At 54.5% G+C, this 16,442-nt stretch carries 15 protein-coding genes; 1 reads left to right on the top strand and 14 read right to left on the bottom strand.

The window, feature by feature from the left end; all coding sequences use genetic code 11:
* Window positions 1–50: 50 nt before the first annotated feature.
* The 14 genes from UF64_RS18185 to UF64_RS18120 form a co-directional block, all read right to left on the bottom strand.
* Window positions 51–2,648 (bottom strand): TonB-dependent receptor, encoded by a 2,598-nt coding sequence (locus UF64_RS18185; protein ID WP_235285149.1) that lies wholly within the window; start codon window positions 2,646–2,648, stop codon window positions 51–53.
* A 345-nt stretch (window positions 2,649–2,993) separates the two neighbouring features.
* Window positions 2,994–3,902, bottom strand: coding sequence for a DUF4880 domain-containing protein (locus UF64_RS18180; RefSeq protein WP_044830259.1), 909 nt, complete (start codon window positions 3,900–3,902; stop codon window positions 2,994–2,996).
* 139 nt (window positions 3,903–4,041) lie between these two features.
* Entirely contained in the window at window positions 4,042–4,605 is a 564-nt protein-coding gene (locus UF64_RS18175; protein ID WP_235285148.1) for an RNA polymerase sigma factor, read from the bottom strand.
* Window positions 4,606–4,784: 179 nt separating this feature from the next.
* Window positions 4,785–5,504, bottom strand: coding sequence for a tRNA (guanosine(46)-N(7))-methyltransferase TrmB (locus tag UF64_RS18170; protein ID WP_044830036.1), 720 nt, complete (start codon window positions 5,502–5,504; stop codon window positions 4,785–4,787).
* A gap of 142 nt (window positions 5,505–5,646) precedes the next feature.
* Entirely contained in the window at window positions 5,647–6,819 is a 1,173-nt protein-coding gene (gene metK / locus UF64_RS18165; protein ID WP_044830035.1) for a methionine adenosyltransferase, read from the bottom strand.
* A gap of 309 nt (window positions 6,820–7,128) precedes the next feature.
* Window positions 7,129–7,599 (bottom strand): helix-turn-helix domain-containing protein, encoded by a 471-nt coding sequence (locus tag UF64_RS18160; RefSeq protein WP_008888859.1) that lies wholly within the window; start codon window positions 7,597–7,599, stop codon window positions 7,129–7,131.
* 112 nt (window positions 7,600–7,711) lie between these two features.
* Window positions 7,712–9,289 (bottom strand): apolipoprotein N-acyltransferase, encoded by a 1,578-nt coding sequence (lnt, locus tag UF64_RS18155; protein WP_044830034.1) that lies wholly within the window; start codon window positions 9,287–9,289, stop codon window positions 7,712–7,714.
* Window positions 9,282–10,226: a hemolysin family protein gene (locus UF64_RS18150; RefSeq protein ID WP_044830033.1), complete on the bottom strand. Its 945-nt coding sequence runs from the start codon at window positions 10,224–10,226 to the stop codon at window positions 9,282–9,284. Before UF64_RS18150 ends, lnt begins: the two co-directional genes overlap by 8 nt.
* 79 nt (window positions 10,227–10,305) lie before the next feature.
* On the bottom strand, window positions 10,306–10,896 hold the full coding sequence (gene ybeY / locus UF64_RS18145) for an rRNA maturation RNase YbeY (RefSeq protein ID WP_044830032.1): 591 nt from the start codon (window positions 10,894–10,896) through the stop codon (window positions 10,306–10,308).
* Window positions 10,880–11,983, bottom strand: a complete 1,104-nt coding sequence (locus tag UF64_RS18140; RefSeq protein ID WP_082049893.1) for a PhoH family protein — start codon at window positions 11,981–11,983, stop codon at window positions 10,880–10,882. The genes ybeY and UF64_RS18140 overlap by 17 nt, the downstream gene beginning before the upstream one ends.
* Window positions 11,980–13,371, bottom strand: coding sequence for a tRNA (N6-isopentenyl adenosine(37)-C2)-methylthiotransferase MiaB (miaB, locus tag UF64_RS18135; protein ID WP_082049891.1), 1,392 nt, complete (start codon window positions 13,369–13,371; stop codon window positions 11,980–11,982). Before miaB ends, UF64_RS18140 begins: the two co-directional genes overlap by 4 nt.
* A gap of 169 nt (window positions 13,372–13,540) precedes the next feature.
* The gene (locus UF64_RS18130; protein ID WP_044830031.1) at window positions 13,541–14,446 is read right to left on the bottom strand and encodes a 1-acyl-sn-glycerol-3-phosphate acyltransferase; all 906 of its coding nucleotides are present in this window, start codon (window positions 14,444–14,446) and stop codon (window positions 13,541–13,543) included.
* On the bottom strand, window positions 14,443–15,237 hold the full coding sequence (locus UF64_RS18125; RefSeq protein ID WP_044830256.1) for a GNAT family N-acetyltransferase: 795 nt from the start codon (window positions 15,235–15,237) through the stop codon (window positions 14,443–14,445). The genes UF64_RS18130 and UF64_RS18125 overlap by 4 nt, the downstream gene beginning before the upstream one ends.
* 162 nt (window positions 15,238–15,399) lie before the next feature.
* On the bottom strand, window positions 15,400–15,822 hold the full coding sequence (locus UF64_RS18120; protein ID WP_044830255.1) for a Fur family transcriptional regulator: 423 nt from the start codon (window positions 15,820–15,822) through the stop codon (window positions 15,400–15,402).
* Window positions 15,823–16,075: 253 nt separating this feature from the next.
* On the opposite strand from UF64_RS18120, the gene UF64_RS18115 reads away from it, so the two are divergent.
* Entirely contained in the window at window positions 16,076–16,324 is a 249-nt protein-coding gene (locus UF64_RS18115; RefSeq protein ID WP_044830030.1) for a sulfurtransferase TusA family protein, read from the top strand.
* The last annotated feature ends 118 nt before the right edge of the window (window positions 16,325–16,442 follow it).

Genomic DNA, 16,442 nt, shown 5'->3' with positions numbered 1-16,442 from the left:
ACCAGGCACATACCTGGTTGGGTTCAGCATCTTGCCGATGCGGCGTTACGTTAGAAATTGCCGCTAAAAGTCAGTATGGCGGTTCGTCCTGGTGCCGGGGCGAATGTTCCGCCGGTCCCCTGCACATAGGCTTCATCAAGCATGTTGTTCACCGCAAATCTCAATGTGAGGCTCTCGTTGATTTCATAGGAGCTGTAGAAATCAAACACCCGGTACTTGAAATACTCAGAGACGATTGAGGACGAATTGCTGCTGCCGAAGTTATCCTGCGGATAGACAAATGACGCCCGCATTCCAATAACAAGGTCCTGATCAAACAGTCGGAACCCGCCATCGACCGTGTATTTTCGCTCTGGAATTGCATAAATCCCGAAAAGCCGATCAGCGGTCCCGTAGTTGACTTCATTGTAGGCAAGATAAGTTCCACCCAATTGGGTATAGTTTACCGCGGCAAAGGGATCATATGCCGTGTCGAGAACATATGGATTGTGGTTGCCTGACAGATCGGTATCCGAGATCGAAATCGTACCACCGAGATAGAACTCGCCAGCATCATAAGACAGCTCGGCTTCGGTGCCATTGATGTATACCGGGTCAGTCAAGTTGACGATGGCTTCTGCTTCTTTTGACTGGTTCGTAATCACACCAACACCACTTCGGCTCGGCGTCGGTTGGGGCACATTGGCCAAGGTGATATAGTTATCAATTGCGGTCCGATAGTATGCAAGTTTTGCCCTGAACCCGTCGCCTTGGCGAAGCACATTGTCAAAGCTGAAGTTGACACCAACTTCTTTTGTCTCGCTTTCTTCCGGCTTCAGGTTCGCGTTGGAGTAAAACGGCAAACCGGCATTGTCGCCAATATGATCGCCCTTGATCATTGATTCCATGATGGTCGGGGCACGCATGTTCCGGCGATAGTTTGCGAATAGCTGAATTCCCGGGGTCACATTGACACTGGCGCCAACCGATGGCGAAAACCCATCTTCGCTAAGATCAATGTTGAGTGGCGTGCCACCGTCCTCACAGAGGTTGGCGGAGTTCTCTTCCTCACACCAATAGGAATCCCCATTCAGTGAGTACCGGTCATAGCGAAGGCCACCTCGCAGTTCGAACATGTTATTAAGGTCATAAGTGGCGGCGACAAAGCCCCCGGAAACGTCGCGCTCACCGGCCGGCGTGCCACCCTCAATTTCATACGCGGCACCCGCGCCGCCAAGACCGCCAAGCTCTGCACTTGTTTTGGCCGTGTCCTGAAAATATTCGACACCGTAATCCAGACCGAGATGACTGGCGATGTCGCTGCTCAGGTCAAAGTCAAAGCTGCTGCTGTTTGACACCTCACCGCCCAACGTATCGAGTGTATACTGGTTATCAAAGGAGTCCGTCGTAACGGCACCGCTTGTATTGTATCGCGCCGGTCGGAACTGGTGGTTCTGTGTCCGTGTCCAGTAGAGGCCGCTATTCATGGCAATCAGGTCTGATTCCGGGTTCCAGACATGTTTGGCGGTTACGGTATGAACGTCAGTTTTATTGTGGTCCTGGTAGTTGTTCGCCGAATCACTCGATTTTGTGTATGACGTGCTGCTTCCGACATACCCAAGATTTAACTCCTGATCTTCGGTCAGAAAAAGGTTCGCCTTTACCAGCCCCGACGTTTGCCGGACATAACTGTATTCCGGGCGTGAACTGTAAACATCGACATATTTTGGTGAGCTATCGATTTCCTGATAAAGGCCCGGGTTATGCGTCCCGGGACGATAATCACCGACGACTTTCCGGCTCACTGCGGCAGATAGATCAAACTTTGGCGAAACACGGGCACCAACGGCAACGTCACCCGCAAAGTCATACTGGTTTGTACCGCGGCTAAGATTGACTTTGCCGCCCCAGTCCTCGTCCGGGTCGAGAATATCCTGTGTATTAAGCGTTCGCATGGTGACGATCCCGGCAGATGTACCCGCACCACCATTCTTCGCCAAATCAGACTTCTCGACCTCAACCTCGGCCAGAAGCGCCGGATCGACATAAACACGTGATGCCGTGCCATGTGTCAGCTGATTGTAGTTCTGACGCGCACCATCAATATTGACGTTTACCCGGCCCATTTCCTGCTGACCACGCACATTGACCGTCAAACCCGGATCTTGGGCATCATTTGCAATATCCACACCGGCAACATTATTGAAAATCTCGCGTGCCTCACGCACCGGGGCTTTGCGCATGCTTTCCTGCGTGATCACCGCCACTGAGCCGGGGGTGGAATATACTTCGTCCGGAACACCATTTGGCCCCATGGCGCGACGGCGTGCCTTCACAACGACGGGCGCTGTCACGAAGTCATTGCCATTATTGCTTGTACGGCTCGGATCGATAACCGAAATCGTCGTTGCGTTCAGCACCTGCCAGACGAGGCCACTTTGCGACAGCATTCTGTCCAGCGCTTCGGCCGCGCTCATCTCACCCGATATTGCTGTACTTTGAACCCCGTCGGGCAAAGACCCGTCAATTGCGACATCAACCCCGGAAATTCTTGAAAAGGCCACCAGCGCCATCGCAAGCGGCTGTGACTCGATGTCAAACGCATTGGTCTCGTTGGAAAGCGCTGAAGAAGATGAATTGGCTTGTGCGATCTCAAATGCTGACGGCATGTCAGCGCTAGTTTTTCCGATTGATTGTGCTGCTGCCCCCGCGGGCACCATCGCAATTAATCCGCAGCCCAGCGCACCAAACGCCAAGGCCTTCACATCCCCCAAGGATGTCCCCGTTTTGAGAGTTGTTTTTCTGGTATCGCCGAGGCGACCCACCCCATCTGAAGGCATTTTATTATGGTCTCCTGATTTCACGAATGCAACTTAGTCGCATTGCTGTTTCGCTACTTTCTCAGACGAGGGGGTTTTGCATTTATCTGAAACAAAATGATCTTTTTTGAAAATAATTGTTATTTGCAATTATTTTAGTTGTCTGGCCTAAGGATCTTTACCCATAAATCTGGCTCAGACGTCCCGGATAACGGTCAGATAGTCGGTGAAGCGCATCACATCGACATGCAAGACATCTGCAAGAACCGGCACGACGTCACGCGACCGGTCCAGATCGACGACCAGTGTCACTGGCCGCCTCTTCAATGCACCACTCATAATAACGATCTTGCCCAGCTGCCAGCGCTCTAGCACCGTCGCAACATGTACAAGCGGTTCGCCCATGAAGACTAACTGTCCCTGACGCCAGGCCAGCGCGGATTGCACATCAACCGGATGAGCAGACCTTGAAACGCCAGTGGCATCGTATGTCATGGCATTGCCCTCGGCGACGATATGGCGCCCACCGGCAATATCGACCATAAGCGGATTGGTTTCGGCGATCACTGTTACTGCACCATCATAGGCGGCGACATCAAACGTTCCGCCGGTCGACAAGGTTCTTCCGTTTTGGGCGCGGACGAAAAAGGCACCATCATCGCCCTCATGTTCGAACCATGCTTCGCCCTGATGTATTTCGACCCCGGTCATGCGGCCATCAGACACGAAAGACAGAATGCTGTTGCTGGCAACAATGCTGCGTCCGCGTTGTCCGGGGATGCTGATTTCACGTCGCTGGCCGGTTTGCGTTCTGACATCGGCCAGCGGGTGGTAGCGATATGCCCCCCACCCCCCTGCAAGCAGGATGGTCGCTAGGGAACCGCCGAGCATGGCGCGCCGTCCGATATGGGTCGAAGACGTAAAATCAAGGCTTGAACTGCCACTCCACAGACGCTCGATATCGGAAAATGCCCTTGGATGCGCCGGGTCTTGCGCCACCCATTGTGCAAATTTCTGACGATCTTCTTCGCTTTCACTGCCATCAAGCAGCAAGGCGAACCAATAGGCTGCTTGCTCTGATACCGGATCTCGCAAAGAGTTCATGCTACTTGCTTTTGCCATTGTCTGGTTGTTTTCTGGTTTCAACTGTTCGGGCCTGCTCTGACCGCGTCACCCGAACACAAGGTATGATTCCGCTCTATAGGTTTTAACGAACGAACGCGCGAAATATCCGAAGTCCCGATCACTTTTTTTCCGCCTGATCCATCGCTTCTTTGATCAGGCCAAGTGCACGGACCATTCTGCTAAAGGCTGTCTGGCTGGGAATCCCGAGTTTTTCACCAATCTGCACATATGTCAGACTTTCAATACGGGCCAGAATGAAAACGTCGCGGTGATGCTTTGGGAGCTTTTGCAGGATTTTCTGCAATCGTTTCAGTTCCTGACGTGACCAGGCGATTTGCTCGGGCGACGGGGTATCGTCTGCCAGCATTTCGAATGCTTTGTCCGGATCGGGGACAAAGCTCAGGATCCGTTCACGTCGGAAATGATCAATTACCAGATTATTCGCGGTACGATACAGATAGGACTTGGCAAAATCCTGCTCGGGCAGTGATGGCGTTGCAATGATACGCAGGAACGTGTCCTGCACAATGTCATCTGCCATGTGCCATGACAGCTTGCGCCGCCGCACAAATTGCAGAAGTCGCGAATGATAGGTTCGAAAGAGCTTGTTTACATCCCAATGTGGCACGGGTCGGACCTTCGGACTGATCTGCAAACCGGCACTAAGGTGGGGCCAAAACATGCCGGTTTGACTTCGACATCAAGAAGATGAGCCACGCACTATATCGCACATGAAAATCATTCTCAACATAAACCACTTTATGCTGACGTACAGGGGCATGATCCTCCCACACGATCACAAAAAGAAACCCGCCTGAAACAGGCGGGTTTTCTCAAACTGAATTGTCAGACAACGCAGCTTCAGGCCGCACGCTTTTTACGACGGAAACGCAGGTAGTTGCATTTCTTGCCCTGACGCAGCGCCTTTTGCTCATAGCGGGTTTTGACCCAGTCGCTTGGCGGGGTGCGCCAGTCATCAGGACCTTCGGCCAGCCATTCGAAATCCGGGTGGTTGTGCATATGCTGCAGGGTCCAGGAAATATACTGCATATCATCGCTGGCAACCCGAAACTCCGCCCCGTCTTTCAGAAGACGTGCAAGCAGTGCCAAGTTCTTTGGGCCGATAAAGCGGCGTTCTGAGTGGCGTTTCTTTGGCCAGGGATCGGGAAATAGCAAAAAGGCCCGATCAAAACAGGCATCCACAAGTTTGTACAGCAGCGGGCGCGAATCATCGGCAACCACGCGAACATTGGAAAGATTGCGCTCATCAAGGTGGCGCAACAGGCTTCCAACCCCGTCCATGAATGGCTCTGCACCAATAATTCCGATGCCCGGATTGGCTTCGGCCTGACCGGCAAGGTGTTCACCCCCGCCAAAGCCGATTTCCAGCCAAAGCTGATCGGGCGTACCATCGAAATAGCTGTTGGGATCAATCCCGGCTTCGTCCGGATAGGTGATGCCGATCTTGGGCAGCATTGCATCAACAAGGGCCTTGCGGGAATCCTTGAGCGGTCGGCTGCCGCGACGGCCATAGAAGTTCGGACGATCAGGTGTCGGGATCGGGCGGTCTTTATTGCGCATGGTCGTTTCAGTCGATCAGGGTCGGAATTTGCGGGTCAGGTCGTCTTTAAATCAAAACGGGCGGCCCGATATGTCCGGGCCGCCCGCCTCTTATCACGTCATGCGATTTTGGCAAATCGCAGTTTTACACGCTTTCTGCCAATCAGGCACCGAATGCCGATTTCAGATCGCTGACCAGATCGGTGCGCTCCCAGGAGAAGCCACCATCGTTGGTCGGCTGACGGCCAAAGTGACCATAAGCAGAAGACGGCGTATAGATCGGACGGCAAAGTGAAAGATGCTCACGAATGCCACGCGGGCTGAGATCCATCAGCTGACGCAGAACGTCACCGAGTTTCGTCTCGTCAACATTGCCGGTGTCGTGGTTGTTCACGTAAAGCGCCAGCGGCTTGGAAACGCCAATTGCGTAAGCAAGCTGAATGGTGCATTTTTCCGCAAGACCAGCAGCAACAACGTTTTTCGCAAGATAACGCGCAGCATAAGCAGCCGAACGGTCAACCTTGGTCGGGTCCTTACCCGAAAACGCGCCACCACCATGCGGGGCCGCACCACCATAGGTATCAACGATGATCTTACGGCCGGTCAGGCCGGCATCACCATCAGGACCACCAATCACAAAACGACCCGTCGGGTTGATGTAGATTTCATCAGCCGGCGGCAGCCAGCCTTCCGGCAGGGCAGCCTCGACGTAAGGGAGAACCAGGTCGCGAACGTCGTTCTGCGACAGGCCTTCGGCATGCTGGGTCGACACAACAACAGAGGTTGCAGCAACCGGCTTGCCACCGGCATAGCGCAGGGTTACCTGGCTTTTGGCATCCGGACCGAACTGCGGGGCTTTGCCCGAGTGACGGTCAGCAGCCATCGCGCGCAGGATACGGTGCGAAAACTGGATCGGTGCCGGCATCAGTTCATCGGTTTCGTTACAAGCGTAACCAAACATTATGCCCTGGTCACCAGCGCCAAGGTCTTTTTCACCAGCAGAGTCAACGCCCTGTGCAATATCAACAGACTGTTCATGCACGTGGCATTCAATCTCGGCCGTCTTCCAGTGGAAGCCGTCCTGCTCGTAACCGATGTCACGGATTGCCTGACGGGCCTTTTCGATCATGACCTCTTTGGTCACGCTTTCAGGGCCACGTACTTCGCCTGCCAGAACCACGCGGTTGGTGGTGGCAAGGGTTTCAACAGCAACGCGCGAATCTTCATCCGCAGCAAGAAAAGCATCAACGATGGAATCGGAAATGCGGTCACAGACTTTGTCCGGATGACCTTCCGAGACGGATTCACTGGTAAATAGATAATCGGAAAGAGACATAATAAGACCTTCTCCGGTAATGGGTTTCCAAAACTGGACCGGAGGGCTCCCGATACGAGGCCGTATCGATAGCGCCCACTTAGCCTTTTTTAATGTGGTGGCAAGCGGTCCAAATCCGTCCACAGTGTCCGGCGCCGGGCCGAACTATTTCGTCGGTTGTGCCTGATCACTTTGTGAAGGTCAAGCATCATCGACGTAAAACCGTAACCCGGATGACCTTACATGCGGGTTAGTTTTACTTATAAAGACAAGGACGTAATTCACGCTCTGTGAACTACGTCCTGTATCCAAAATGATCGGGTAATCCGATTATTTCTGATCGGAATCAGTGCCCTGCAATGCGCCCATTGATTTGACGAGTTCAAAGATTTTCTTGCGCTGGTTCGGATCGGTAATCCGGTAATAGGCACGCACCAGTTCCAACGTTTCACGACGGTTCATCGGATCGTTGTCAAACGGGTCCGGGCTTTCGGACATTTCACGACGTTCATGCACCGACTTGGACGAAATTTCGTCGGGCATGTCGTCGAAGAAGAATGATACAGGCACTTCAAGAACCCGTGACAGATCATACAGACGCGACGCACCGACACGGTTGGCACCACGTTCGTATTTCTGCACTTGCTGGAATGTCAGGCCAATCGCTTCGCCAAGCTTTTCCTGGCTCATGCCAAGAAGCGTCCGGCGCAGTCGAACACGCGCACCAACGTGAATATCGACAGGATTTGGAGCCCCACTTGCAGTCCGGCCACGGCCCCGACCACGTGTGTTCTTTACCATCTTAGTTTCATCCTTAGGCGACATTTTGAGGTAGTTCCTTCTCTCACTCCGACCTGATCCGTCCTTGTTTTGAGGGACAATTTCTGGACGGTTCGGTAAATTTTTCAGCCGCCTAGAGGGATTTTACTTTGCGTCTATATCCCATAGCGAGAACGGCGAAGAAGGTAACAATACCGTAAAATAGCAAGTCACGCCACAAATAATATACTGTTGTATGGTTTTTATCACTCGAAAGGGGGTGCACGAGGATCCCCCTCTCTCCTAAGGACAGGCTCTCCACCTTGCGCCCATAGGCATCGAACGTCACCGATACCCCTGCATAGGCTGCCCTTACGAGGGGGCGGCCTTCCTCAATGGTCCGGAACCTGGCCGCTGCCATATGTTGATATGGGCCCGCGCTGTGGCCAAACCACCCATCGTTGGTAACATTTAATAACCAGTCGGGCTGTTTGTCATCGTCAATCACAGCGCCGGGGAAAATTACTTCATAGCAAATCAGTGGCGAGAAGCTTGGCATCCCCCTTACAGACAGGGTCTGTGGCCCCGGCCCGGCAGAGAAATCGGTTCGGCCCGCTGTCAGTTTCGGAAACGGCAGGATCAATCGGAACGGCACATACTCCCCAAACGGCACCAGATGAAACTTGTCAAAGCTGGCGACAATATGACCACCAGCATCAATCACCTGAATCGCGTTCCAGACCTTGTATTCATCGGTATCACGCGGATAGGTCCGGGGTGCGCCGGTAATCAGGATATCATCAGGCCCAAGCATCTCGGCCATCTGCATGCGAGCCGTTGTCTGGGTCTCGACAAAAAAGGTCGCCGCCGTTTCTGGCCAGATGACAATCCGCTTCTGATCAGGCCGCAGGCCTTCGGGCCTGCGCGACATCTCAAGAAGCTGAGCGAAATGCTGGTTTTGCAGCTCCGGACGCCATTTTTCACGCTGGGGAATATTGGGCTGAACGATCTGAACAATCGGCACATCGGCTGGCAGATCCGAAAGGGCAGTTTCTGGTGCAACAGGCCCGACCATCATGAGGCGCACCGCACCACCACCCCAAAGGATCAACGCAATCATGATCCCACCAAGGGCTGCAAGCTTGCCCGGCTTCCCGGCCACAAAGGCCGCTGGCAAGGTTGCGAAAAGGGCAGTCACAAAGGAAAGGCCGTACACCCCGACGACCGAGGCAAACTGCATCGGTGCCGCATCAATCGCCCAGATATGGCCCAAAAGGTTCCAGGGGAAGCCGGTCAGCACATGGCCACGCAGATATTCGACCACCGCCCAGAAAACGGCGAGCAACACCGCGCGCCGAATGGGGCCATCGCCCAGACGCCAACTAGCCCAGACCGCCAGCATCGGGAAAATCGCCAAACCACCCCCAAGCCCCAGCAAGGCAAACGGGATCATCCAGCCATAGATTTCCGGCTGTACGAGAAAGGCATGACTGACCCAGTAAAAGCCTGCGGCAAAATGGCCCGTACCAAACCACCAGCCGGCTGAAAGTGCACCCTTGTTGCAGCGAACGCCCTCAAGGCTCCAGAGCAGAACCGCAAAACAGATCGGCAGAACAGGAATAATAAAGAAGGGCGGCAGAGCCAAAACCGCCACCGCCCCGGACAACAGCCAGACAAAACGCCTGCGCCAGCCTGAAAGACCGGCAATCCGGCGCGCCATGGCGTCAATCATCCTTTTTTTCCTGCGTTTCTGGTGATGCTGCGGGTTCCTGATCCTCCTCGCGGCGCATCATATGAATGCGAAGACGACGGATACGCCGTGGATCGGCATCAAGAACCTCGAACTGAATGCCACTTGGATGTTCGATCAGCTCACCACGTGCCGGAACACGCCCGGCCAGCGAGAAGACAAGACCGCCAAGCGTATCGATGTCTTCGTCCTCATCCTCGTCAAGCAAGCCAAAGGACAGCTTTTCTTCAAGGTCTTCGACCTCGAACCGCGCATCGGCGATATAGCAGCCATCCGAAAGACGGATCAGCTTGGGCGTCTGGTCGATATCATGTTCATCATCGATCTCGCCGACGATTTCCTCAACCAGATCCTCGATGGTGATCAGACCATCAATCCCGCCAAATTCATCAACCACCAGCGCCATGTGGGTGCGCGACAGCCGCATTTCCGAAAGAAGATCCAGCACCCGGATCGCGGGCGAGACAAACAACACCCGGCGCAACAGCGACTGCAGGCTGAATTCCCGACCAGCCGCGACACAGCCCAGCACATCCTTGATATGAACCATGCCCGCAATGTCATCGAGGGTATCGCCATAAACCGGCAAACGTGAATGGGCCTTTTTGACCATCACTTCGACCAGGTCATCAAGGGTAATGGTCTTGGCAACCGCCACAATGTCGGCACGCGGGATCATGACGTCTTCTGCCGTCATATCGCGGAGCGCAATGATGTTTTCAAAAAGGGAACGTTCGTGCAGCGAGACCGGCTCTTCATCCTGCTCGGTCCGTTCGGCGAGTTCTTCAAGCGTGTCGCTGAGCGACGCTTCGCCATTGCGGGACTTGCCCCGCTTGAAGCCCAGGGCGGAGGCCACATTGTCCCATAAGGAGCCGTTCTCGGCGTCCTGATTTGTATCCTCGCCTGTGCGAGGGCGCATACTCTCGTGGTCGTCGTCGCGTTGACTAGAGTCGTTCATGGGTCGGTTTCGACATCCTTTAATTCAAACAAACCGTATTCTAGTTAGGTTCATCTTCAATCGGCTCATAGGGATCATCAATCCCGAGTCCGGCAAGAATTTGACGTTCAAGTTCTTCCATCTCTTCGGCTTCATCATCAACCATATGATCGTAGCCGACAAGATGTAGCGTGCCATGAACCGCAAGATGAACCAGATGATTTTTCAATGGCTTTTTCTGCTCAACGGCTTCCCGGGAACAGGTTTCACGCGCAATCACGATATCACCAAGCATCAGGGGCATATCAGGCGCCATCATGAAGGCCTCGGCATCCTCGGCACTTTCAAGGGCCGCAAAGGACAACACATTGGTCGACTTGTCCTTGTCGCGGTAATCGCGATTAAGGATCTGAACCGATGCATCATCAGATAACCGCACCCCGACTTCGATCACCGGGGCGACGGATAAAAGCGATGCACCATCGCCTTCATCTTCCGTGCCGTCGGTCGGCACCGCGTTGTCATCCCAAAGCGCACCATTGGCCAGCGCACCATCAAGGGCCGCGATCACGGCAGCCTCGATAGCGGCGATCTCTTCGCGTTGCCAGTCTCCTGCTTCGACCTCAAGGTCCAGTTCAAGCGGTGCGGTCATCACCCGCATCCTTGGCTGCACTGTCCTTTTCGCCGCGATAACCCTTTTTCAGGCGATCACGCAGGGCATCGGCCGCGTCATAGGCTTGAACAATCTTGGTCACAAGGTGATGGCGCACGACATCGCGCTGATCGAACTTGATCGTTGCCACACCTTTGACATCGCCAATGGTTTCAAGCGCATCGCGCAAACCCGACTTTGTGCCGTCCGGCAAGTCGATCTGGGTCATGTCGCCGGTCACAACCATGCGCGATCCTTCACCCAGACGGGTCAGGAACATTTTCATCTGCATCGGCGTGGTGTTTTGCGCTTCGTCCAGAATGACAAAGGCATGTGAAAGGGTACGACCACGCATGAAGGCCAGCGGGGCGACTTCGATCTCACCACTTTCCATGCGCTTGATCACGACATCGCCCGGAAGCGTGTCATGGAGCGCGTCATAAAGCGGACGCAGATACGGATCGACCTTGTCTTTCAAATCGCCGGGCAGGAAGCCAAGACGTTCACCCGCCTCGACTGCCGGACGCGACAGGATGATGCGATCAACCTGACCGAGAATAAACGCCTGCACCGCCATGGCGACCGCAAGATAGGTCTTGCCGGTACCCGCCGGACCGATGCCAAAGATCAGCTCGTTATCAAGGATCGCCTCGACATAGTCTTTCTGGCGCTTGGAGCGCGGCGAAATGCGACGCTTCTTGGTCTGGATGGTCAGGCGCGAACCGCCAAACATGTCTTTGGTCTGGCCGCTCCAGGGATCGGCGTCGTCCGGTTCGGAAAGGCGCACGGCACCGTCTACCGTTTCGATATCGATATGATCAATTTCCTTATCACGCAGGCGCGCATAAAGCTGGGCAAGGACCTTCTTGGCCTGGGCGACCTTTGCCGGATCACCGGCCAGCATCACCACCAGCCCACGGCTGGAAACCTGAACCCCGGTGCGTTCCGACAGGCGTGTCAGGTTTTCGGCCTGCGGGCCGTACAAAACCTGCGCAAGCGCATTGTCCTGAAACTCGATCTGATCGGAATCCTTGGGGGCATGTTTGGTTTTGGTGTTGGTCTTGCTTTTCGTGGGGGTGCCGCTCACGCAACGTTCCTTTCAGATTTCTGGTCGCTACGGGTGGCGTCGACCAGTTCGCCGCCAAGGGAATTAGGCAGCGCTTCGGTGATTTTCAAGCGAACGATCTGTCCAAGGGCCGATTCCGGCAAACCGCTGACATGAACCGGCTGCATATAGGGGCTTTTGCCCACCAGCTGGCCTTCATATTTGCCACGGCGTTCAAGAAGAACATCCATCTCCTTGCCGACACTGTTCTGGTTAAACACCAACTGCTGTTCGGCCAGAAGGGCCTGCAGGCGCATGATCCGTTCGGTTTTGACTTTTTCAGGCACCTGCAATTCCATTGCCGATGCTGGCGTGCCCGGGCGTGGGCTGTATTTAAAGCTGAAGGCCTGGATAAAGGTGATATCGCGCACGATTTCCATCGTGTCTTCGAAATCCTTGTCGGATTCCCCGGGGAATCCGACGATAAAGTCCGACGACAGCGCAAGATCCGGGCAGGCATCCTTCAGCCGTTTGGCAATCTCGCGGTAATCCGCATTGGTATGCTTGCGGTTCATCGCCTGCAAAACACGGTCACCGCCAGCCTGAACCGGCAGATGCAGGAACGGCATCAGCTTTTTGATGTCACGGTGGGCGGAAATCAGATCTTCATCAACGTCGCGCGGATGGGATGTGGTGTAGCGAATGCGATCCAGCCCGTCGATTTCAGCAAGCTCGCGCAGCAACCGGCCAAGGGTCCATTCCCCGCCATTCGGTGCTTCGCCGTGATAGGCATTCACGTTCTGCCCCAAAAGGGTCAGTTCACGCGTGCCTTGCGCCACCAACTGCTTGGCTTCGCGGATCACATCGGCACCGGGGCGTGAATATTCCGCCCCACGGGTATAGGGCACAACACAGAACGTACAGAACTTGTCACACCCTTCCTGAATGGCCAGAAACGCTGAATATCCCTGACTGGAAACCTGTTCGGGCAGATGATCGAATTTTTCTTCGGCGGGGAAATCGGTATCAACAATACGGTTGCGGCCAATCGCGCGGTTGGCGCGCGCCACCATTTCCGGCAGGCGATGATAGGTCTGCGGACCAAACACCATGTCGACCATGGGTTCGCGCTTCATCAATTCAGCACCCTCGGCCTGTGCGACACAGCCCGCCACTGCGACAATCATCTTGTCGCCGCCATTGGCTTCCTTGGCTTCCTTGTGCTTGCGCACGCGCCCGAGATCGGAAAATACCTTTTCGGCGGCCTTTTCACGGATATGGCAGGTATTGAGGATGACCATATCGGCCCCCTCAGCACTGTCGACCGACTGGTAACCCAGCGGCGCCAGAACATCCTGCATGCGCTGACTGTCATAGACATTCATCTGACAGCCATAGGTTTTCACAAAAAGTTTCTTCGGTTCAGTCACGCCAGATCCGTTTCGCTCTCTCAAAACGCCGAAAAGCGGTGTGATCGCTCACACCGCGCCTGGGTTCCACATCATCAATAACCGGAACCCGTCGGACATCTCGTTATCTGAAATCCCGGTCAGGTGAAACCGAATTTCACATCAACCGGTGCATTATACGGCAAAACGATCAGGAGCCGAACTGTCGATCCGGACCAAACAGTCGAAAATCTTCCGAAATGATCGCAAGCGGCGAACACCCGATCAGCTCACCGGAAAGATCGCTGTCAATCAACTGGACCGGCACACCCTGATGCAGGCCACGCAAAGCTGCCTGATGTCCCTGGGCAACGCGGGCTTCACACATCCGGGCAAGTTCCTTGCGTGATCCAGCTGCATCTGCCAGCGTCACGGGCGGATGGACAACAATCTCAACCGTCACCTTGCCGAGCGCGAGAAACTGCCACAAATGCGGGGCCAAGTCCATATCCCCGTACCAGGAATAAAACGCCCGCAAATCACGGCCAATCGGCGCCCCGTCAAGACGGGTGGCAGCAATCGAAATCGGCTGGAAGCGCACCGGCGACCCATCGGGCATCACCCGCTCGGCCGAGGCAAACAGCGTTGATTTGAATGGCAGCACACGATTGCCATCGTTGCTGGTGCCTTCCGGGAACAGGATCAGCTTGTCACCATCTCGCAAACGCTGGCTGAGTTGGTCATTCTGTTCACGTGATCGCGCAGCGCGGCGTTCGATAAAGGTGGTCCGCGAAAGTTTGGCAAGCAAACCAAAGACCGGCCAGTCGGCGACTTCGGTTTTGGCAATGAAGCTGCCGCGCGTCAAAGCGCCAAGTACCGGGATATCAAGATAGGATGCGTGGTTGGCAACGATCACGCCCGGCCCTTCCATCATATCAACGCCCGAAACCCGGACTTCGATATGCAGGATGCGCAGGCAAAGCGCGTGATAGAAACGCGGCAATTCATCGGCCAGCTTCAATCGCGCGGCAATGGCGACCATCTGAACCGGCAACAGAACCAGCGTCAGAAGCGCATAGGCCATCAGCCGGATGGCTGCACACACATAGCAGTTCACGACACCCTCGCGGTACGTTCGTAATGCTTGTAATAGCGATCTGTGACCTTTTCGGTCGGCAACACGATGCAGATATCGGTGGTGTTGAACTGATGGTCGACCACCGCCCCGTCACCAACAAAACCACCCAGTCGCAGATAGCCTTTGATCAGCGGCGGCAGATCGCGCAGCGCCTGGCGCTGATCGATGCCATCGATCTCGGCGCGCATCATCGGCTCGTAGCGATCGGCAATCGCACGCGGGCGCATGTCTTCGGGTGCAAGGTGATTGTGATGCAGATAGGTCAGAACATCCTTGAAGGCATCCGGGTCGGTGCCGTGGAAGGACGCACAGCCAAACATCAGTTTGATGTCGTATTTGAAAACATAGGCCGCGATCCCTTGCCACAGAAGCTGCAGCGTCGGCATGGTGCGGTATTCGGCTTCGACGCAGGAACGACCGAGTTCCATGATCTCCCCGGTTTCCTTCACCGCATTAAGCATGCTTTCGATGTGATATTCATCGGCGCTGTAAAAGCCGCCATGTTCATTGGCGACCGACTGGCGCAACAGGCGATAGGTGCCCACAACCGCATCGGCACCCGCACCGCGCGTGTGATCAAGAACAAGAAGATGGTCGCAAAGGGGATCATAGTGATCGAAGTCGCGTTTTTCGGCAGCCATTTCATCGGTCGGTTTGGCGCCGCGCTCTTCATAGAACACTTTGTAGCGAAGCTTCTGGCTGGCGAGAATTTCGGTTTCATTCTCGGCAAGGCGAACCTCAAGCCGCTGAAGCTGTTTTTCGTCACGCATGACAACACCCTTTCGTTCAACTGCACGGATATTGCGCAAGAACTGCGTGAAGAGCGAGTGAAGGCTTTGTGAAGAACAGGTAACAAAAATATGAAGGCCACTTGCCGATATCAGCAAGTGGCCTTGAAAATCATAAGTCGCGTGCGCCATTGAACAGCAGAATTACTTGCCGTCTTTCAAAGGAACACCATAAAGCTCAAGACGATGCCCAACCAGGCGATAGCCCAGTTCGTTGGCGATCTCTTCCTGAAGCTTTTCGATTTTTTCGTTCGAAAACTCGATCACCTCACCCGAACGCATGTTGATCAGGTGGTCATGATGTTCTTCGGTCAGTTCCTCGTAACGGGCACGACCGTCACCGAAATCGTGCTTTTCAAGGATGTCTGCCTCTTCGAACAGGCGCACGGTGCGATACACCGTCGCAATCGAAATCTTCGGATCAATGTCGGTCGCGCGACGATAAACCAGTTCAACGTCCGGGTGGTCTTCGGACTCAGAGAGCACACGGGCAATCACCCGGCGTTGGCCTGTCATTTTCAGGCCCGCGTCGATGCATTTCTGCTCGATAGTTGATTCTGCAAGCATTGTCTTGTTTCTCGTTTCCGTTTCCGGTTCCACCTGTCCCCAGCCGAGACGTGTCTCAGGCATCGATCTCTTGTGGCTAAATATTGAAAAATCCGCCACATATCGCAAGGTCGAATTCGCGATAAATTCCGCTTCTTGTAAATCGCCGGTATCAATCACCGGCAATCACAATCATATCGGCATTCCCGTGGCCACTTGCCACCCGCGATGAAGGACGCTACTTCACAGTTGCGCATCAAGGCAGGAGACCGGCATGGCCACCGCAACCCCCGACCAGAAAATAGACATCACAAATGACGTCTGCCCGATGACATTTGTGCGCACCCGTCTCAAACTCGAAACCATGACAGCAGGTCAGGTTCTTGAAGTTACCCTTGGCGCCGGTGAACCGCTTAAAAACGTTCCGCGCTCGGTAACCGAGATGGGCGACGAAGTCGTCGAACTGGTCGAAATCGCTGACACACCGGGAACTTATCGGCTCACAATCCGCAAAGGTTCGTGAAACCACCAGTTCCGATGCAGGCTTACACTACAACAGGTTGGCGCTCAAAACCACACTATTTATGTGGATATAACTTATTAAAATTACTCCAAATTGCCTAAGACCATGTTGGGAAACC

The organism is Thalassospira sp. HJ, assembly GCF_000948415.1.
Lineage (GTDB): Bacteria > Pseudomonadota > Alphaproteobacteria > Rhodospirillales > Thalassospiraceae > Thalassospira.
The sequence above is the reverse complement of the archived record's forward strand: the minus strand, read 5'-3'. Positions and strand labels throughout refer to the sequence as shown.